Consider the following 14,342-nt stretch of genomic DNA (forward strand, 5'->3'; position numbering starts at 1 on the left):
TTCAAATGGTGTCTATCTTTTTTCTTTCAAGAGAAGGATAACAAAGGTAATGATGTAGGTGGTGTAAAGTCTTAGCGATTGTTTCTGCCATGTTCATTACAAGATGTAATCGAGTGCTTTGCAAAACCATATAATCCATGTAGCCATTAATATTCACAATACCCGTTAGATAAATGTTACCAACAGGTGGTAAGTCTTTTTGTAAAGCTGCACCAGGTTGGATAGTGCCGATACCGGTTGTGATCATGCCAACTGAGTCCTTCTTCCCTAAGCAAGCATCTATTGCAATAATAAAAGGGTTTTTATGTTTCAATTTTATTTTTTGTAATTTTTCCTTTAAGTTGACGGCATGTACAGGGTCTTCTAGAGTGCCATATACAGTGTAGTGAGGATGTTGCCATTTATTCAACAAAGTACCTGTTAAGGGGCCAAGAGAATCCCCTGTGGATCGATCTGTTCCAATACAGACAATGATGAATTCGTATGCTTCAGAAGGTAGCCATTGGTAAATGCTTTGACTAAGTGAACGGTATACAAGTGTGTCATCATAATGGAATCTTTTTTCTGTTTTCTCTAACGTTACTTCTTTTAGATTCATAGCTTTCACTCCTATAACATATTTTTATTAGTATACGGATTTTTGAATGATTCTATACATCTTTTGAAAATAGGAGTGAATCTAATGTTTAAAGCAGGAATGAAATGGATTTTTTTAATTATAGGTACAATGATAGGTGCTGGTTATGCGTCTGGAAGAGAATTGTGGCAATTTTTTGGTGCGGAAAGTGGACTAGCTATAGGGTTGTTCACTATTTTGTTTTCTATTTGTTGTTATTCGATTTTAATTATCAGCTTCCAAAAAAAAACAACGCAATATCTTCCTGTATTAAAGGTACTTGTCGGAAAGCGTTTTGCACATCTATATGATGCAATGATTGTTATTTATCTTTTTTCAACAACGGTAATTATGTTGGCCGGAAGTGGTGTGACTGTTGAGGCATTTCAATATCCATACTGGTATGGCATTATATTAATAGTTGTTCCTCTGATACTCGTGTTTATTTGGGATATAGACGGCATTCTGTCTATAAACAGTTTTATTTTGCCGCTTTTATTAGTTGGTTTAATAAGTGTACTTATTTCCTTCATCCTTAAAGAAGATCTAACACTCCTATTTTCGATTGATAAACAAAGAAACTGGATGGCTGCCTTCACATTCACATCATTAAATATTCTGCCCTTAATTGCAGTAATAGGTGCTATAGGGAACCAAATAAAAGCAAAAAATGAAGCTGTTTTTGCTAGTATAGGAAGTGGTGCCATATTAGGCTTTATATCTTATATCTATAATAATAGTCTTGTTCAAATTGCAGATGATATATTAGTGTATGAGATACCACTGTTTGCAATTTTAAAAAATTATCCATATGCAATGTTTTTGTTTATGTCTGTTTTATTATGGCTCGCAATTTTTACAACAGCTGTTTCAGGAACATTAGGATTAGTAAGTAGAATTAGAGATAAGATCAATGCGCCCCTGTGGTTAATAGTGCTAGTTCTTGTATTAAGCATGATTCCCCTAACGAAATTCGGTTTTTCAACGTTAATTGAATATTTATATCCGTTATATGGCTTATTGAATTTATATATATTAGCAACTTTACTATTATATCCGCTCATAAATCGATACAAAACAAGTTGATAATGATAAAATAAACTATAAGCTACTAATAAGAAAATTAGGTAGGAAGTGGGGCATGATATAATGGAGAAAAAATATCAATTACATGATGTCGTCCAGATGAAAAAGGCACACCCTTGTGGAGAAAACAGATGGGCAATAATTCGAATGGGCATGGATATTCGAATTAAGTGTGAGGGTTGTGGACATAGTGTTCTTGTACCGAGAAAGAAATTTGAAAGTAAATTAAAAAAAGTATTAACGGCAACAGAGGAGTAAGCCGTCATGTTGTTGGTAAACACGTAATACGCTTAGACACCAAAAAGTATGTTTCACGTGGAACAAAAAACAAGTATATTTCTAGTTTGTGAAAATTACTAATCTCGATTTTCAAATAAACTGTAGCTAAAAATAAAGAGTGTAAAGTCAAAGAACAGTTAAATTCAAATTTTAATAACTTGTCAATTTGAATGACTGTATTTATAATTGGTATGACTGAAACGTTCATATGAGCGGTATATCCTTAAGGAGTGGAAGTTTTTATGGCATTAACAGCAGGAATCGTTGGTTTACCTAACGTGGGTAAATCAACTTTATTTAACGCAATCACACAAGCTGGGGCAGAGGCAGCAAACTACCCGTTTTGTACAATAGACCCTAATGTAGGTATCGTAGAAGTACCAGATGAAAGATTAGCTAAGCTAACTGAATTAGTAAAACCAAAGAAGACAATTCCAACAGCTTTTGAATTCACTGATATTGCAGGTATTGTAAAAGGTGCAAGTAAAGGGGAGGGATTAGGAAATAAATTCTTATCTCATATTCGTCAAGTAGATGCTATTTGTCATGTTGTTCGTTGTTTTGTAGATGAAAATATCACACACGTATCAGGAGGAGTAGATCCAATCTCTGATATTGAAACAATTAATTTAGAATTAATTCTAGCAGATCTAGAGACAGTTACGAAACGAATGCAACGTGTTGAAAAGATGACAAGACAAAAGGATAAAGAAGCAGTTGCAGAATTTGATGTTTTAACTAAATTAAATGATGCATTTGAAAATGAAAAACCAGCAAGATCAGTAAGTTTTACAGAAGATCAAGAAAAGATAATAAAAGGATTGCATTTGTTAACGAGTAAACCAATATTATACGTTGCAAATGTGGCCGAAGATGAACTTTTAGAAGCAGATACAAACCCTAACGTAATTAAGGTACGTGAATTTGCTGAAAATGAGACTGCAGAAGTAATTGTAATCAGTGCAAAAGTAGAATCAGAAATTGCCGAATTAGACGGGGAAGAGAAAGAGATGTTCCTAGAAGAGTTAGGAATAGAGCAGTCAGGTCTAGATCAATTAATTAAAGCAACATATAAATTGTTAGGAATGGCAACCTATTTCACGGCGGGCGAACAAGAAGTACGTGCTTGGACATTTAATAAAGGAATCAAAGCTCCTCAAGCTGCAGCTATTATCCATACAGACTTCGAACGTGGGTTTATCCGCGCAGAAACGGTTTCATATGATCACCTAGTTGAAGGTGGCTCGATGGCTGGTGCTAAGGAAAAAGGAAACGTGCGATTAGAAGGAAAAGACTATTTGGTGAAAGACGGCGATGTAATACATTTCCGTTTCAATGTGTAAGCCTGGATCATTATAAAAGTAAACGTATAATTATTACAGAAGGAAGTAATGCTCAAATTATAGTTGCGCTTTTTCATAAAGTTTGGTATAATTCTTGATTGTGAGTAATGAATGAAATTACTCCTTGTTCCTTTATACCAAAAAGGAGCCGCTAAGACCAAAAGGAGGTGCAAACGGATGAGAAATTATGAGATTATGTACATCATCCGCCCAAACATTGAGGAAGAAGCGCAAACAGCTTTAATTGAGCGTTTTAACAGTATCCTTACTGATAATGGAGCGGAAATCGTAAAAGTTGAAGAAAAAGGCAAGAAGAGACTTGCTTATGAAATCAATGATTTTCGTGATGGTTACTATGTATTGATTAAATTTATAGGCGATGTAACAGCAATTAATGAATTTGATCGTCAAGCGAAGTTTAGTGATGATATTATTCGTCACATAGCTGTACGCGAAGACGACAAATAAGGAGGGGATCTCATGTTAAATCGTGTCGTACTTGTAGGCAGGTTAACGAAAGACCCAGACTTACGCTATACTGCAAATGGCGTTGCAGTAGCTAATTTCACCTTAGCAGTCAATCGCCCGTTTTCTAACCAACAAGGGGAAAGAGAAGCAGACTTTATCAACTGTGTCGTATGGAGACGTCCGGCAGAAAACTTGGCTAATTTTATGAGTAAAGGTAGTCTTGTGGGTGTAGATGGTCGTGTGCAAACTCGTAACTTTGAAGGACAAGATGGAAAACGCGTATTTGTCACAGAAATTGTAGCAGATTCTGTTCAGTTTCTTGAGTCAAAAGGTAGCGGAGGATCTAATTCTCAGAATAGTGGACAAGGTATGGAAGGGTATAATAAAGCCCAGGACCAAAACCAGTCTTCTAATACCAATAATTCGAATTCAAACCAAAATGAATCGGACCCGTTTAAAGATAACGGAGAGCCAATTGATATATCAGATGATGATTTACCGTTTTAATATTTAATTATAAAGGAGGACTTTCTTATGGTAGCTCGTCGTGGACGTCCAAAACGTCGTAAGGTATGCTATTTCACAGCAAATGGCATAACACACATTGATTATAAAGACGTTGATTTACTAAGAAGATTTGTTTCAGAAAGAGGAAAAATTCTTCCTCGTCGTGTAACAGGTACTTCTGCAAAATACCAACGTAAATTAACAAGAGCAATCAAACGCTCGCGCCAAATGGCTTTATTGCCATACGTGACTGATTGATTTGTTGAAGATGAAAAGCCTATCTTTTGGCTACTGTCTAATTTAGACAGTAGCAGAAGGATAGGCTTTTTGTTTTATAGTAAAGCTACTAAACTAGTAGAAGTTGTACTTCTAGTTTAAAAAATAGGCAACATTCTATAAATTCTATTACAATAGATATTAGGAAACGAAATGTTAGGAGTGGAAGAAAGTGAAAAGTGAATTAACTGGAACAAATATTACGTTTCGAGCATTACAAAAAGAGGATGCTACAGTATTATTAGATATGAATAAAGAGAATAGGGAGATATTTGATCTTTACTCTCCTGTTGATAAAAAGGATGACTTTTTCACATTAGAAAAGCACGAAGAAATGATAGAAAAAGATCAAAAGGCATGGGAAGAGGATAAGGGATATGAATTCGGTATCTTTATTAATGGAACCAACCAACTAGTAGGAACGGTATCTTTTTTCTTCATTGAAAGAGGGACAGCAGAGAAATGTATGATTGGCTATGGTCTTGATCATCGATATAAAGGAAAGGGATACATGACAGAAGCAGTCAAGCTCGCAATTAGGTTCGCGTTTGAAGAAGCAGACTTTCACCGAATTGAAGCGGGTGTTATGCCGAGAAATAAAGGATCAATTAATGTGTTAGAACATTGTGGGTTTACGAAAGAAGGGACCTTGCGTGATCAACTAAAAATTAATGGAAAGTTTGAAGACCATCATATCTATTCAGTGTTATCAACGGATTGAAGGCTAGAAAAAAATCTGATGCTTCCTCTTAAAGGATGCATCAGATTATCTGTAATCACTAGTCAATAGTGCTTCTGTTGAATTACATATGACCATCTTCAATCGCGACTTTTTTTGCCCTTTGGTAAACGATTCGTAATCTAAGTAGAAATCCAATCGCAGCAAAGCTTAATCCGAGTATAATACCAATCCAAAATCCAGTAGGACCTAAGTCCGTATATTTGGAGAGAAGGAAACCACTAGGAATTCCAATTATCCAATAAGAGACGAATGCAATATAAAACGGTAGTTTCACATCTTTATAGCCTCGAAGTACGCCTTGCAACCCTGCTTGTGCAGCGTCGGATAGTTGGTAAATAATGGCGACCATAAATATTTGACTTGCCAACTGTACAACTTCAGGATCCTTTGTATATAGATATGAAATAGGTTCATTAAAAAAGAAGAGGAAGACAGCGCCAATTGCTAAGATCCCAATTCCACCTAGAACCCCGATATAGCTGTATTGTTTCGCTGCCTGTAATTTTTTTCCACCAACCGAATAACCTACCACAATAGTTAAGGCCATTGAAATACTTAAAGGAATCATAAAAATCAATGACGTAAAGCTGATGACGATTTGATTCGCTGCAATGGCAATAGTCGTGAACATAATCCCAACTAATAGAGTTACAACCGAGAAAATACTTGCTTCAAAGAAAATAGAAAGTCCCATAGGTATTCCTATTGAAAGCTGTTCTTTCCAAGCCTTCCATGAAGGTTTGACCCATTTAACTAACAAGTTGTATTCCCTAACAACATTCAACTTAAAGGTCATCCAGACACTGGCAAATAAAATAATCCAAAAAGTTAATCCGGTAGCATAACCCGCGCCAATCCCACCAAGTTCTGGAAACCCAAAGCGACCAAAAATTAAACTATAATTTAAAAAAACATTAAATGGAACAGCAAGAACAGTAATAAACATGGTAATTCGGGTGAAACCTTGTCCATCAAAGAAATTGCGTATCACATTGGTTATAAACAAAGGAATTATACCAATGGAGAGTCCAACTAAATAATGAAACGCAATGTGATGAACAGCTGGATCTAAGTCCATAAATGTTAGAATTGGTTGAAGTAGCATAGCACCAATTAATATAACAATCAGAGCCATTATGACAGCTAAATAGAGCGCCTGTGTCACTGTTTGATGTATTTTGTGTTTTTCGTTACTGCCCATTAAGTGCGCAATGATTGGCGTCACAGCTAACATAACACCGTTAATACCGACGAAAATAGGCATCCAAAGACTTGCCCCAATAGCAACCCCAGCTAAGTCGTTCGTTCCAACACGACCAGACATCATGGTATCCACAAGGTTCATTGCAGCTAAGCTGAGTTGTGTGATCATAATAGGCCACATAATGGAAAGAAATAAACGTGTTTTATCTTTTAATGATTCTGCATGGTACATGTGATTCCCCCGTATAATTTCTACGCTTTATAATTCTTTAAGTTAAGTTAAATGAAGAGTTAACTTATTTGTTCAAATTATCAAGCAGAGTAAATAGTTCTTCAAGATGATTAATTTCATAAGTTGGTGTAACTTCTTCTGCTATTTTATCCTCACGGTTAATCCATACATTTTTAATTCCAGCTCTGTTCGATCCGAGAATGTCTGTCATTAGATTATCGCCAACCATTAACGCTTGCTCTTTACTTACATTTGAAAGTTCTAGAGCATGTTCAAAGATGCTTGGATCAGGTTTGCCCTTACCAAAATCACCAGAAATAACAATATATTCAAAGTATTCCCTTAGTTCAGGCGTTATAGTTAGCTTTCTTTGTTGCAAAGAAGGTGCGCCGTTTGTTAGTAGAAGTAATTGATAGTCCTTTTTAAGCTTCTTTAAAACAGAAAATGTTTCTTCATATAAAAATGGGTTTTGTTCACGTTCTTTAATAAATTGTTCTGCTAATTGTTCACCAAAGCTTGGATCATTAATGCCAAGTGCTGCTAAACCATTAGTCCAAGCTTCTTTTCGATAGTTAGGCACAATGTTATACATCTCACGAAACATGTCTTGCTCATCATCAAAGGTACCCCATAAGCCTTCAAATGGGTTGATACCTATCATTTGAGTGAAGTCATATGTATGATAGCCCTCATATAAATTACGTGCTTCTAAGCGAACAACCTCCTCTAAAGTATTTTCATTAATGTCATATTTTACTTTAGCTAATTCACATGTTTTTTGAAAAGCTTGTTGGATGCTTTTTTTATCCCAAAGCAATGTATCATCAAGATCGAAAAAGATGGTAGTAATCATTAAAAGTCTCCTTTACAAATATGGTATGATAATAGTATAGCAAGAATAGTGAGTGATTGAGAATTTTTCATGAAATAAAATCAAAAGTGCGATAGGAAAAACTATCATTTGTCATTTTTCCTTATTATCGTTTATAATCGTATAGAAAGCAAAAAAAGCGTTTTTTTGCTGGAAAAGAATATTTTATAGTGTTAATAAAAAAGCTATTCAAAAGCACAGCCCTGTAGCTGTGCTTTTTCTAAGCTAATAGAAGGAAATATAATGAGGTGTTAGTAAGAATGTATGATTCAAAGAAAGTGCGGGAAGGTGTGCTATTAAGCGCTATCTATGGTTTACTGCTATTTGTAACCGTATTGGTACCAGCAATTGAGTTAGTAACACTATTTTTATTGCCGATTCCATTTGTGATTTATGCTGCGCACCATGGATATAAAGCTTCGTTAATTTTAGGAGGTTTTGTAACACCTTTAGCACTATTACTTATTTTTGTTATCTCTTTACCATTAACTATTCTTTCCGTTTTAGGCGGTACGATGATAGGAGAGGCAATTTATAAAAAAAGGAACGCATATGAAACATGGGCATTTGGAACAGTCGGAATAACAATGGGCTTGTTAGCCTTATTTTTAATGATCCAGCTCGTTGCTCAAATTAACATTATTGATCAATATGAGGGAATGGTGCAAGAATCGATTGCCACGACAGAAAGTTTGGTAATATCATTAGGAATGGAGTTATCCTCTAATGAAATGGCTTTAATAAAAGAGGAAATGCTGAAAATCACTACGCTTTTGCCGTCTATATTAGTGATTTGTGCGCTAGGTATAGGTTTTGTTACACAATGGATAAGCTATAAAATACTGAATTGGCGTGAAGATAGGAATTTAAGATTCCCACCTTTTAAATTCTTTCTATTACCAAAATCGGTTGTTTGGATATATTTTTTCGCAATATTGTTTGCATGGTTTGAATTAGATCCTACAAGTAGCTTAGCTGTCGGTGTAATGAATGTAACGAATTTAGTAGGTTTATTACTAACACTGCAAGGTCTGTCATTTGTTTTATTTTATTCATATAAAAAGAAATTAAATATCGCAATTCCGATCTTAATTATTGTTGGTAGTGTCATTATTTTGCCTGCAGGACTTTATATGTTCCGTATTTTAGGTATAATTGACGTAGGATTTGGTTTAAGAGAAAGGTTTGAGAACAAAAAATGAGTGCTTGTCTGGATGTAGGAGCTGACAAATATGTCTGATTTATTTAAGAAGCCAACATTAAGCAATCATATATGGATTATATATGGACTATCATTCCTATTATTAGGGTTCATTTGGTTTTTCCAATGGATGCTTGGAATTTTTATGACATTTATATTAGTTGCTTCTTTATATTATAGTATTCGATCGGAAAGAACTTTGCTAAATGAGACAGAAGAGTATATTACGACTTTGTCTCACAGAGTGAAAAAAGTAGGGCAAGAAGCATTACTTGAAATGCCGATTGGTATTGTTTTATATAGTGAAGATTACAAAATTGAGTGGACGAATCCATATATGAATAGATTTACGAATGAAGAGTCATTTGTTGGGCAACCGTTAAGTCAGTTATCTTCAGATCTTATGACTAAGGTTAAAGAAAACATAGAAGAAATTTGGGTCCCAATTGAAACGTATGATTTTCAAGTTGCAGTCAAAAAAGAAGAACGATTATTATACTTTTTTGACCGAACGAAACAAACAGAAATTCAAAATCTATACCATAACGAACAAACGATTCTAGGTGTTATCTTTTTAGATAACTATGAAGAAATAACACAAGCCATGGACGACACAAATAAGAGTCAAATTAATTCCCGTGTAACAGCGATTTTAAATGAGTGGTCGATGGATTATGGTATTTATCTTAAACGGATATCTCAGGAACGTTTTTTAGCAGTAATGAATCAACAGATTGTGGAAGAACTAGAGAAATCAAAGTTTGAAATTTTAGATGAAGTAAGAGAGTTAATTTCAGATAATAAAAATGTACCACTTACACTTAGTATTGGTGTAGGATTAGGTGGAGATTCACTGCCTGCTCTAGGAACACTGGCGCAGTCCAGTTTAGACCTTGCTCTAGGCAGAGGTGGAGATCAGGTTGTCATCAAAGAAGAATCAGGTAAAGTGCGCTTTTACGGTGGGAAAACTAATCCCATGGAAAAACGAACAAGGGTGAGAGCGCGTGTTATCTCACACGCATTAAAAGAATTAGTGAAAGAAAGTGATCAAGTACTAATAATGGGACATAAAGCACCTGATATGGATTCGATCGGCGCGGCAATTGGTATATTAAAAATTGCACAAGCCAGTGATATTGACGCCTATATCGTTGTTGATGAAAATGATATTGATACAGGTGTACAGCGATTGATGGAACAGATTAAAGAAGAGGACACATTGTGGTCTCACTTTGTATCACCAGATGAGTCACTTGATATTGTTACAAAAAACACGCTATTGGTAGTTGTAGATACACATAAACCTTCGCTTGTTGCAGAAGAGAAGCTATTAAGTAAAACGGAATATGTTGTTGTAATTGATCACCATCGCCGAGCTGAGGAATTTATCGATCATCCAACACTTGTATATATGGAACCATATGCATCTTCAACGGCTGAATTGGTAACTGAATTGTTGGAATATCAACCAGATACCTTAAAGTTAAACATGCTTGAATCAACTGCACTATTAGCAGGAATTATTGTTGATACCAAAAGTTTCACATTACGAACTGGTTCCCGTACTTTTGATGCAGCTTCTTATTTACGATCTAAGGGTGCAGATACCGTATTGGTGCAACGCTTCATGAAAGAAGATTTAGATATTTATATTCAACGAAGCCATTTAATTGAGAGCACAACGATATATAAAAATAATATTGCAATTTCATTAGGTACCCCTGGAAAAGCATTTGGTCCAGTTATTATCGCACAAGCTGCTGATACACTTTTAACAATGACAGGTATTGTTGCTTCCTTCGTCATTTCCGAACGAAAGGATGGACGTATTGGTATTAGTGCTAGATCACTTGGTGATATAAATGTCCAAGTAATCATGGAAAAGATGAATGGTGGCGGTCATTTGACAAATGCAGCAACACAATTAGATGACGCTTCTATAGAAGACGCTTATGAGCAATTAAAAGAGATTATAGATCAATCAATTGAAGGAGGAGAACAAGAATGAAAGTAATCTTTCAAAAAGACGTAAAAGGAAAAGGCAAAAAGGGTGAAGTTAAAAACGTTTCGGATGGTTATGCCCGTAACTATCTTTTGAAAAATAATGTGGCTGTTGAAGCAACCCCCGGTAATTTAAAAGGTTTAGAGGCCAAGCAAAATAAAGAAAAAGGTCTAGAACAAGCAGAAGTGGATGAGGCAGAAAAGTTGAAAGAGAAGTTAGCGAATATGCAAGTTGAATTAACAGCTAAATCAGGAGATCATGGTAATCTATTTGGCTCGATAACAAGTAAACAAATTGCTGAAGAATTAAAGAAAAAACATAATATTAAAATGGATAAAAGAAAAATCGAGCTAGATGCTCCGATACGTTCTTTAGGCGTAACAAATGTACCTGTAAAACTTCATCAAGAAGTAACTGGTATAATCAAAGTACACGTAACAGAAGTATAAAAGATACAGTTAATTTAATTGATAAAAAAAGGAGTGGGAGGATTAATTCCTCCCATTCCTTTGTCTATTTGATTTCATAAAGGGGGGAATTGCATGAGTGAGGAATGGAACGAACAGCGAACACCACCACATAATATTGAAGCAGAACAAGCAATATTAGGTGCTATATTTTTAGAACCAGAGTCAATGTCTTCTGCTACAGAATTATTAATACCATCAGATTTCTATCGTGCTAGTCACCAACGAATTTTTCAGGTTATGATGCAACTGACTGATAAGGGAGAGCCAATTGACTTGGTAACGGTGACGACGGCATTATCAAATGCAAAATTACTGGATGAAATTGGTGGTGTCTCCTATTTAAGTGATCTAGCCAATGCAGTTCCAACCGCAGCGAACATTGGTTATTATAATAAAATTGTGGAAGAAAAGGCACTGTTACGTCGTTTAATTCGAACGGCAACCGATATTGTTACAGATGGTTTTTCAAAAGAAGATGAAGTAGATGAAGTATTAAGTGAGGCCGAAAAGAACATTTTGGAAGTCTCCAATCGAAAGAATGCAAGTGCATTTAAGAATATTAAAGATGTTTTAATAGATGTATATGACAATATTGAACAACTACATCATAACGATGCAGATGTAACAGGTGTACCAACTGGTTTTAGAGATTTAGATAAAATCACCTCTGGCTTCCAACGCAATGATTTAATTATTGTTGCGGCACGACCTTCTGTAGGTAAGACGGCATTCGCATTAAATATTGCGCAAAATGTAGCGATTAAAACGGATGAAAACGTGGCAATCTTTAGTTTAGAGATGGGTGCTGAACAGCTAGTAAACCGTATGCTTTGTGCAGAGGGTAATATCGATGCACAACGGCTTCGTACAGGAAGCTTAGAACCGGAAGACTGGGGTAAGTTAACGATGGCGATGGGTAGTCTGTCTAATGCTGGTATTTTTATTGATGACACACCAGGAATTCGTGTTAACGAAATTAGATCTAAATGTAGACGATTAAAGCAAGAACATGGTCTAGGTATGATTCTGATAGATTATATGCAGCTTATTCAAGGTAGTGCAAGCAACGCAAAAGAAAACCGTCAACAAGAGGTTTCAGAAATATCACGGTCATTAAAAGGTTTAGCACGTGAATTAAATGTACCGTTAGTCGCACTTTCGCAGCTTTCTCGTGGAGTAGAACAAAGACAAGATAAACGACCAATGATGTCAGACTTACGTGAATCAGGAAGTATTGAGCAGGATGCGGATATTGTTGGATTCCTATATCGTGATGATTATTATGATCAAGAATCAGAAAAACAAAACATCATTGAAATTATTATTTCTAAACAACGTAATGGTCCAGTCGGAACAGTAGAACTTGCATTTGTAAAAGAATATAATAAATTTGTTGACTTAGATCATCGATATGATGAATCAGATATACCTCCAGCCTGACAATAGAATAATTCATACAGAGACAAGCATGAAAGATGCTTGTCTCTTATTTTTTATTTCCCAGGAAATCTTTTTAAAAGTCGAACGAATTATTTGAAAAACACGAAAACGTTCGCCTAATTGATTGACACGAGCATATTAGATTGATAAACTAAGGCTAGCGTGTTTTTCTGAAAAAAGTTTTACGGGTCTATTGAATAAAAAGATAAGTAATTTGATAAAATACAACTGGCGGAGGTGCCTAATATGTCATCAGTAGTAGTAGTAGGAACGCAATGGGGAGACGAAGGTAAAGGTAAAATCACTGATTTCTTGTCTCAAAACGCAGAAGTAGTCGCACGATATCAAGGTGGAAATAACGCAGGACACACAATTAAGTTTGATGGTATAACGTACAAATTACATTTGATTCCTTCTGGAATATTTTTCAAAGAAAAAGTATGTGTACTTGGTAATGGTATGGTGATTGATCCAAAGGCAATAAAAGAAGAGTTAAAATATTTACATGATAAAGGTGTTAGCACAGATAACTTACGAATTAGTAATCGTGCACATGTTATTTTACCGTATCATTTAAGATTAGATGCGTTACAAGAAGAAGAAAAAGGTATTAATAAAATAGGTACAACAAAAAAAGGTATTGGTCCTGCTTATATGGATAAGGCAGCACGGGTAGGGATTCGTATCGTGGATCTATTGGATAAAGAAGCTTTCCGTGAAAAGTTAGAACAAAATTTAGCTGAAAAAAATCGCTTGTTTTCAAAAGTGTATGAAATAGAAGAAATGCGTGTAGAAGATATCTTGGAAGAATATTATCAATATGGACAAGAGATAGCTAAATACGTTGTCGACACATCTGTTGTTTTAAATGATGCACTTGATCAAGGACGTCGTGTTTTATTTGAAGGTGCACAAGGTGTTATGTTAGATATTGATCAGGGTACATACCCATTTGTAACATCTTCTAATCCTATCGCTGGTGGGGTAACAATTGGTTCTGGTGTAGGTCCGTCAAAAATTAATCATGTAGTTGGCGTATCAAAAGCGTATACGACAAGAGTCGGAGATGGTCCTTTCCCAACAGAGTTACATGATGAAACGGGAGATAGAATACGGGAAATTGGAAACGAATATGGTACGACAACTGGTCGACCACGTCGTGTCGGTTGGTTTGATAGTGTAGTTGTTCGACACGCTCGTCGTGTCAGTGGTATTACCGATTTATCACTAAACTCAATTGATGTACTAACAGGTATTGAAACGCTAAAAATTTGTACTGCATATCGCTATAAAGGAACTGTGATGGAAGAATTTCCAGCTAGTCTTAAAGTATTAGCAGATTGTGAACCAATTTATGAAGAAATGCCTGGTTGGAATGTGGATATCACAGGTGTGAAAAGTTTACATGAACTTCCAGAGAATGCACGTCATTATTTGGAACGTATTTCACAATTAACACAGATTCCATTGTCTATTTTCTCAGTTGGTCCTGACCGGATGCAAACGAATGAAGTAAGAAGTGTATATAGTTAAAAGTAGAACCTGCCAAGTAAATTTGGTAGGTTTTTTATTTTGTATATAGTAAAATGCGATAGAGTTAAAATAA

15 protein-coding genes are annotated in these 14,342 nt (G+C 35.4%); 12 read left to right on the forward strand and 3 right to left on the reverse strand.

Annotation, left to right across the window (positions count from 1 at the left end; genetic code table 11):
• Position 1: 1 nt before the first annotated feature.
• The gene (gene yyaC / locus D2K60_RS00235) at positions 2-598 is read right to left on the reverse strand and encodes a spore protease YyaC (RefSeq protein WP_117167996.1); all 597 of its coding nucleotides are present in this window, start codon (positions 596-598) and stop codon (positions 2-4) included.
• Between the two features lie 84 nt (positions 599-682).
• Between yyaC and D2K60_RS00240 the strand changes: the two genes are divergently transcribed.
• The 7 genes from D2K60_RS00240 (at position 683) to D2K60_RS00270 (ending at position 5,296) form a co-directional block, all read left to right on the forward strand.
• Positions 683-1,702: a YkvI family membrane protein gene (locus D2K60_RS00240; protein WP_117167997.1), complete on the forward strand. Its 1,020-nt coding sequence runs from the start codon at positions 683-685 to the stop codon at positions 1,700-1,702.
• A 63-nt stretch (positions 1,703-1,765) separates the two neighbouring features.
• Positions 1,766-1,960, forward strand: a complete 195-nt coding sequence (locus D2K60_RS00245) for a DUF951 domain-containing protein (RefSeq protein ID WP_420818798.1) — start codon at positions 1,766-1,768, stop codon at positions 1,958-1,960.
• A gap of 263 nt (positions 1,961-2,223) precedes the next feature.
• A complete protein-coding gene (gene ychF, locus D2K60_RS00250; RefSeq protein WP_117167998.1) occupies positions 2,224-3,324 on the forward strand; it encodes a redox-regulated ATPase YchF in 1,101 nt (366 codons plus the stop codon).
• Between the two features lie 177 nt (positions 3,325-3,501).
• Positions 3,502-3,792, forward strand: a complete 291-nt coding sequence (rpsF, locus tag D2K60_RS00255; protein WP_117167999.1) for a 30S ribosomal protein S6 — start codon at positions 3,502-3,504, stop codon at positions 3,790-3,792.
• 12 nt (positions 3,793-3,804) lie between these two features.
• On the forward strand, positions 3,805-4,299 hold the full coding sequence (gene ssb / locus D2K60_RS00260) for a single-stranded DNA-binding protein (protein WP_117168000.1): 495 nt from the start codon (positions 3,805-3,807) through the stop codon (positions 4,297-4,299).
• 27 nt (positions 4,300-4,326) lie between these two features.
• Entirely contained in the window at positions 4,327-4,557 is a 231-nt protein-coding gene (gene rpsR / locus D2K60_RS00265; protein WP_117168001.1) for a 30S ribosomal protein S18, read from the forward strand.
• A gap of 190 nt (positions 4,558-4,747) precedes the next feature.
• The gene (locus D2K60_RS00270) at positions 4,748-5,296 is read left to right on the forward strand and encodes a GNAT family N-acetyltransferase (protein WP_117168002.1); all 549 of its coding nucleotides are present in this window, start codon (positions 4,748-4,750) and stop codon (positions 5,294-5,296) included.
• Positions 5,297-5,378: 82 nt separating this feature from the next.
• Here the strand turns inward: D2K60_RS00270 and D2K60_RS00275 are convergent, their stop codons facing one another.
• Positions 5,379-6,752 carry an MATE family efflux transporter gene (locus tag D2K60_RS00275; protein ID WP_117168003.1) on the reverse strand — a complete coding sequence of 458 codons (1,374 nt, stop codon included), beginning with the start codon at positions 6,750-6,752 and terminating at the stop codon, positions 5,379-5,381.
• Between the two features lie 64 nt (positions 6,753-6,816).
• Positions 6,817-7,605, reverse strand: coding sequence for an HAD family hydrolase (locus D2K60_RS00280; RefSeq protein WP_117168004.1), 789 nt, complete (start codon positions 7,603-7,605; stop codon positions 6,817-6,819).
• A gap of 278 nt (positions 7,606-7,883) precedes the next feature.
• On the opposite strand from D2K60_RS00280, the gene D2K60_RS00285 reads away from it, so the two are divergent.
• From D2K60_RS00285 to D2K60_RS00305, 5 genes are all read left to right on the forward strand, one after another.
• Positions 7,884-8,825 (forward strand): YybS family protein, encoded by a 942-nt coding sequence (locus tag D2K60_RS00285; protein ID WP_117168005.1) that lies wholly within the window; start codon positions 7,884-7,886, stop codon positions 8,823-8,825.
• A 30-nt stretch (positions 8,826-8,855) separates the two neighbouring features.
• Entirely contained in the window at positions 8,856-10,832 is a 1,977-nt protein-coding gene (locus D2K60_RS00290) for a DHH family phosphoesterase (protein ID WP_117168006.1), read from the forward strand.
• Complete coding sequence (gene rplI / locus D2K60_RS00295) at positions 10,829-11,275, forward strand: 50S ribosomal protein L9 (protein WP_117168007.1); 447 nt, start codon at positions 10,829-10,831, stop codon at positions 11,273-11,275. The genes D2K60_RS00290 and rplI overlap by 4 nt, the downstream gene beginning before the upstream one ends.
• 93 nt (positions 11,276-11,368) lie before the next feature.
• Positions 11,369-12,736 (forward strand): replicative DNA helicase, encoded by a 1,368-nt coding sequence (dnaB, locus tag D2K60_RS00300; RefSeq protein WP_117168008.1) that lies wholly within the window; start codon positions 11,369-11,371, stop codon positions 12,734-12,736.
• Between the two features lie 246 nt (positions 12,737-12,982).
• On the forward strand, positions 12,983-14,269 hold the full coding sequence (locus D2K60_RS00305) for an adenylosuccinate synthase (RefSeq protein WP_117168009.1): 1,287 nt from the start codon (positions 12,983-12,985) through the stop codon (positions 14,267-14,269).
• The last annotated feature ends 73 nt before the right edge of the window (positions 14,270-14,342 follow it).

The sequence above is a fragment of the Paraliobacillus sediminis genome (assembly GCF_003426055.1).

Coding starts and splice junctions, on each gene's coding strand:
- yyaC (WP_117167996.1), bottom strand. CDS start 598: ATGAATCTAAAAGAAGTAACGTTAGAGAAAACAGAAAAAAGATTCCAT.
- D2K60_RS00240 (WP_117167997.1), top strand. CDS start 683: ATGTTTAAAGCAGGAATGAAATGGATTTTTTTAATTATAGGTACAATG.
- D2K60_RS00245 (WP_420818798.1), top strand. CDS start 1,766: ATGGAGAAAAAATATCAATTACATGATGTCGTCCAGATGAAAAAGGCA.
- ychF (WP_117167998.1), top strand. CDS start 2,224: ATGGCATTAACAGCAGGAATCGTTGGTTTACCTAACGTGGGTAAATCA.
- rpsF (WP_117167999.1), top strand. CDS start 3,502: ATGAGAAATTATGAGATTATGTACATCATCCGCCCAAACATTGAGGAA.
- ssb (WP_117168000.1), top strand. CDS start 3,805: ATGTTAAATCGTGTCGTACTTGTAGGCAGGTTAACGAAAGACCCAGAC.
- rpsR (WP_117168001.1), top strand. CDS start 4,327: ATGGTAGCTCGTCGTGGACGTCCAAAACGTCGTAAGGTATGCTATTTC.
- D2K60_RS00275 (WP_117168003.1), bottom strand. CDS start 6,752: ATGTACCATGCAGAATCATTAAAAGATAAAACACGTTTATTTCTTTCC.
- D2K60_RS00280 (WP_117168004.1), bottom strand. CDS start 7,605: ATGATTACTACCATCTTTTTCGATCTTGATGATACATTGCTTTGGGAT.
- D2K60_RS00285 (WP_117168005.1), top strand. CDS start 7,884: ATGTATGATTCAAAGAAAGTGCGGGAAGGTGTGCTATTAAGCGCTATC.
- D2K60_RS00290 (WP_117168006.1), top strand. CDS start 8,856: ATGTCTGATTTATTTAAGAAGCCAACATTAAGCAATCATATATGGATT.
- rplI (WP_117168007.1), top strand. CDS start 10,829: ATGAAAGTAATCTTTCAAAAAGACGTAAAAGGAAAAGGCAAAAAGGGT.
- dnaB (WP_117168008.1), top strand. CDS start 11,369: ATGAGTGAGGAATGGAACGAACAGCGAACACCACCACATAATATTGAA.
- D2K60_RS00305 (WP_117168009.1), top strand. CDS start 12,983: ATGTCATCAGTAGTAGTAGTAGGAACGCAATGGGGAGACGAAGGTAAA.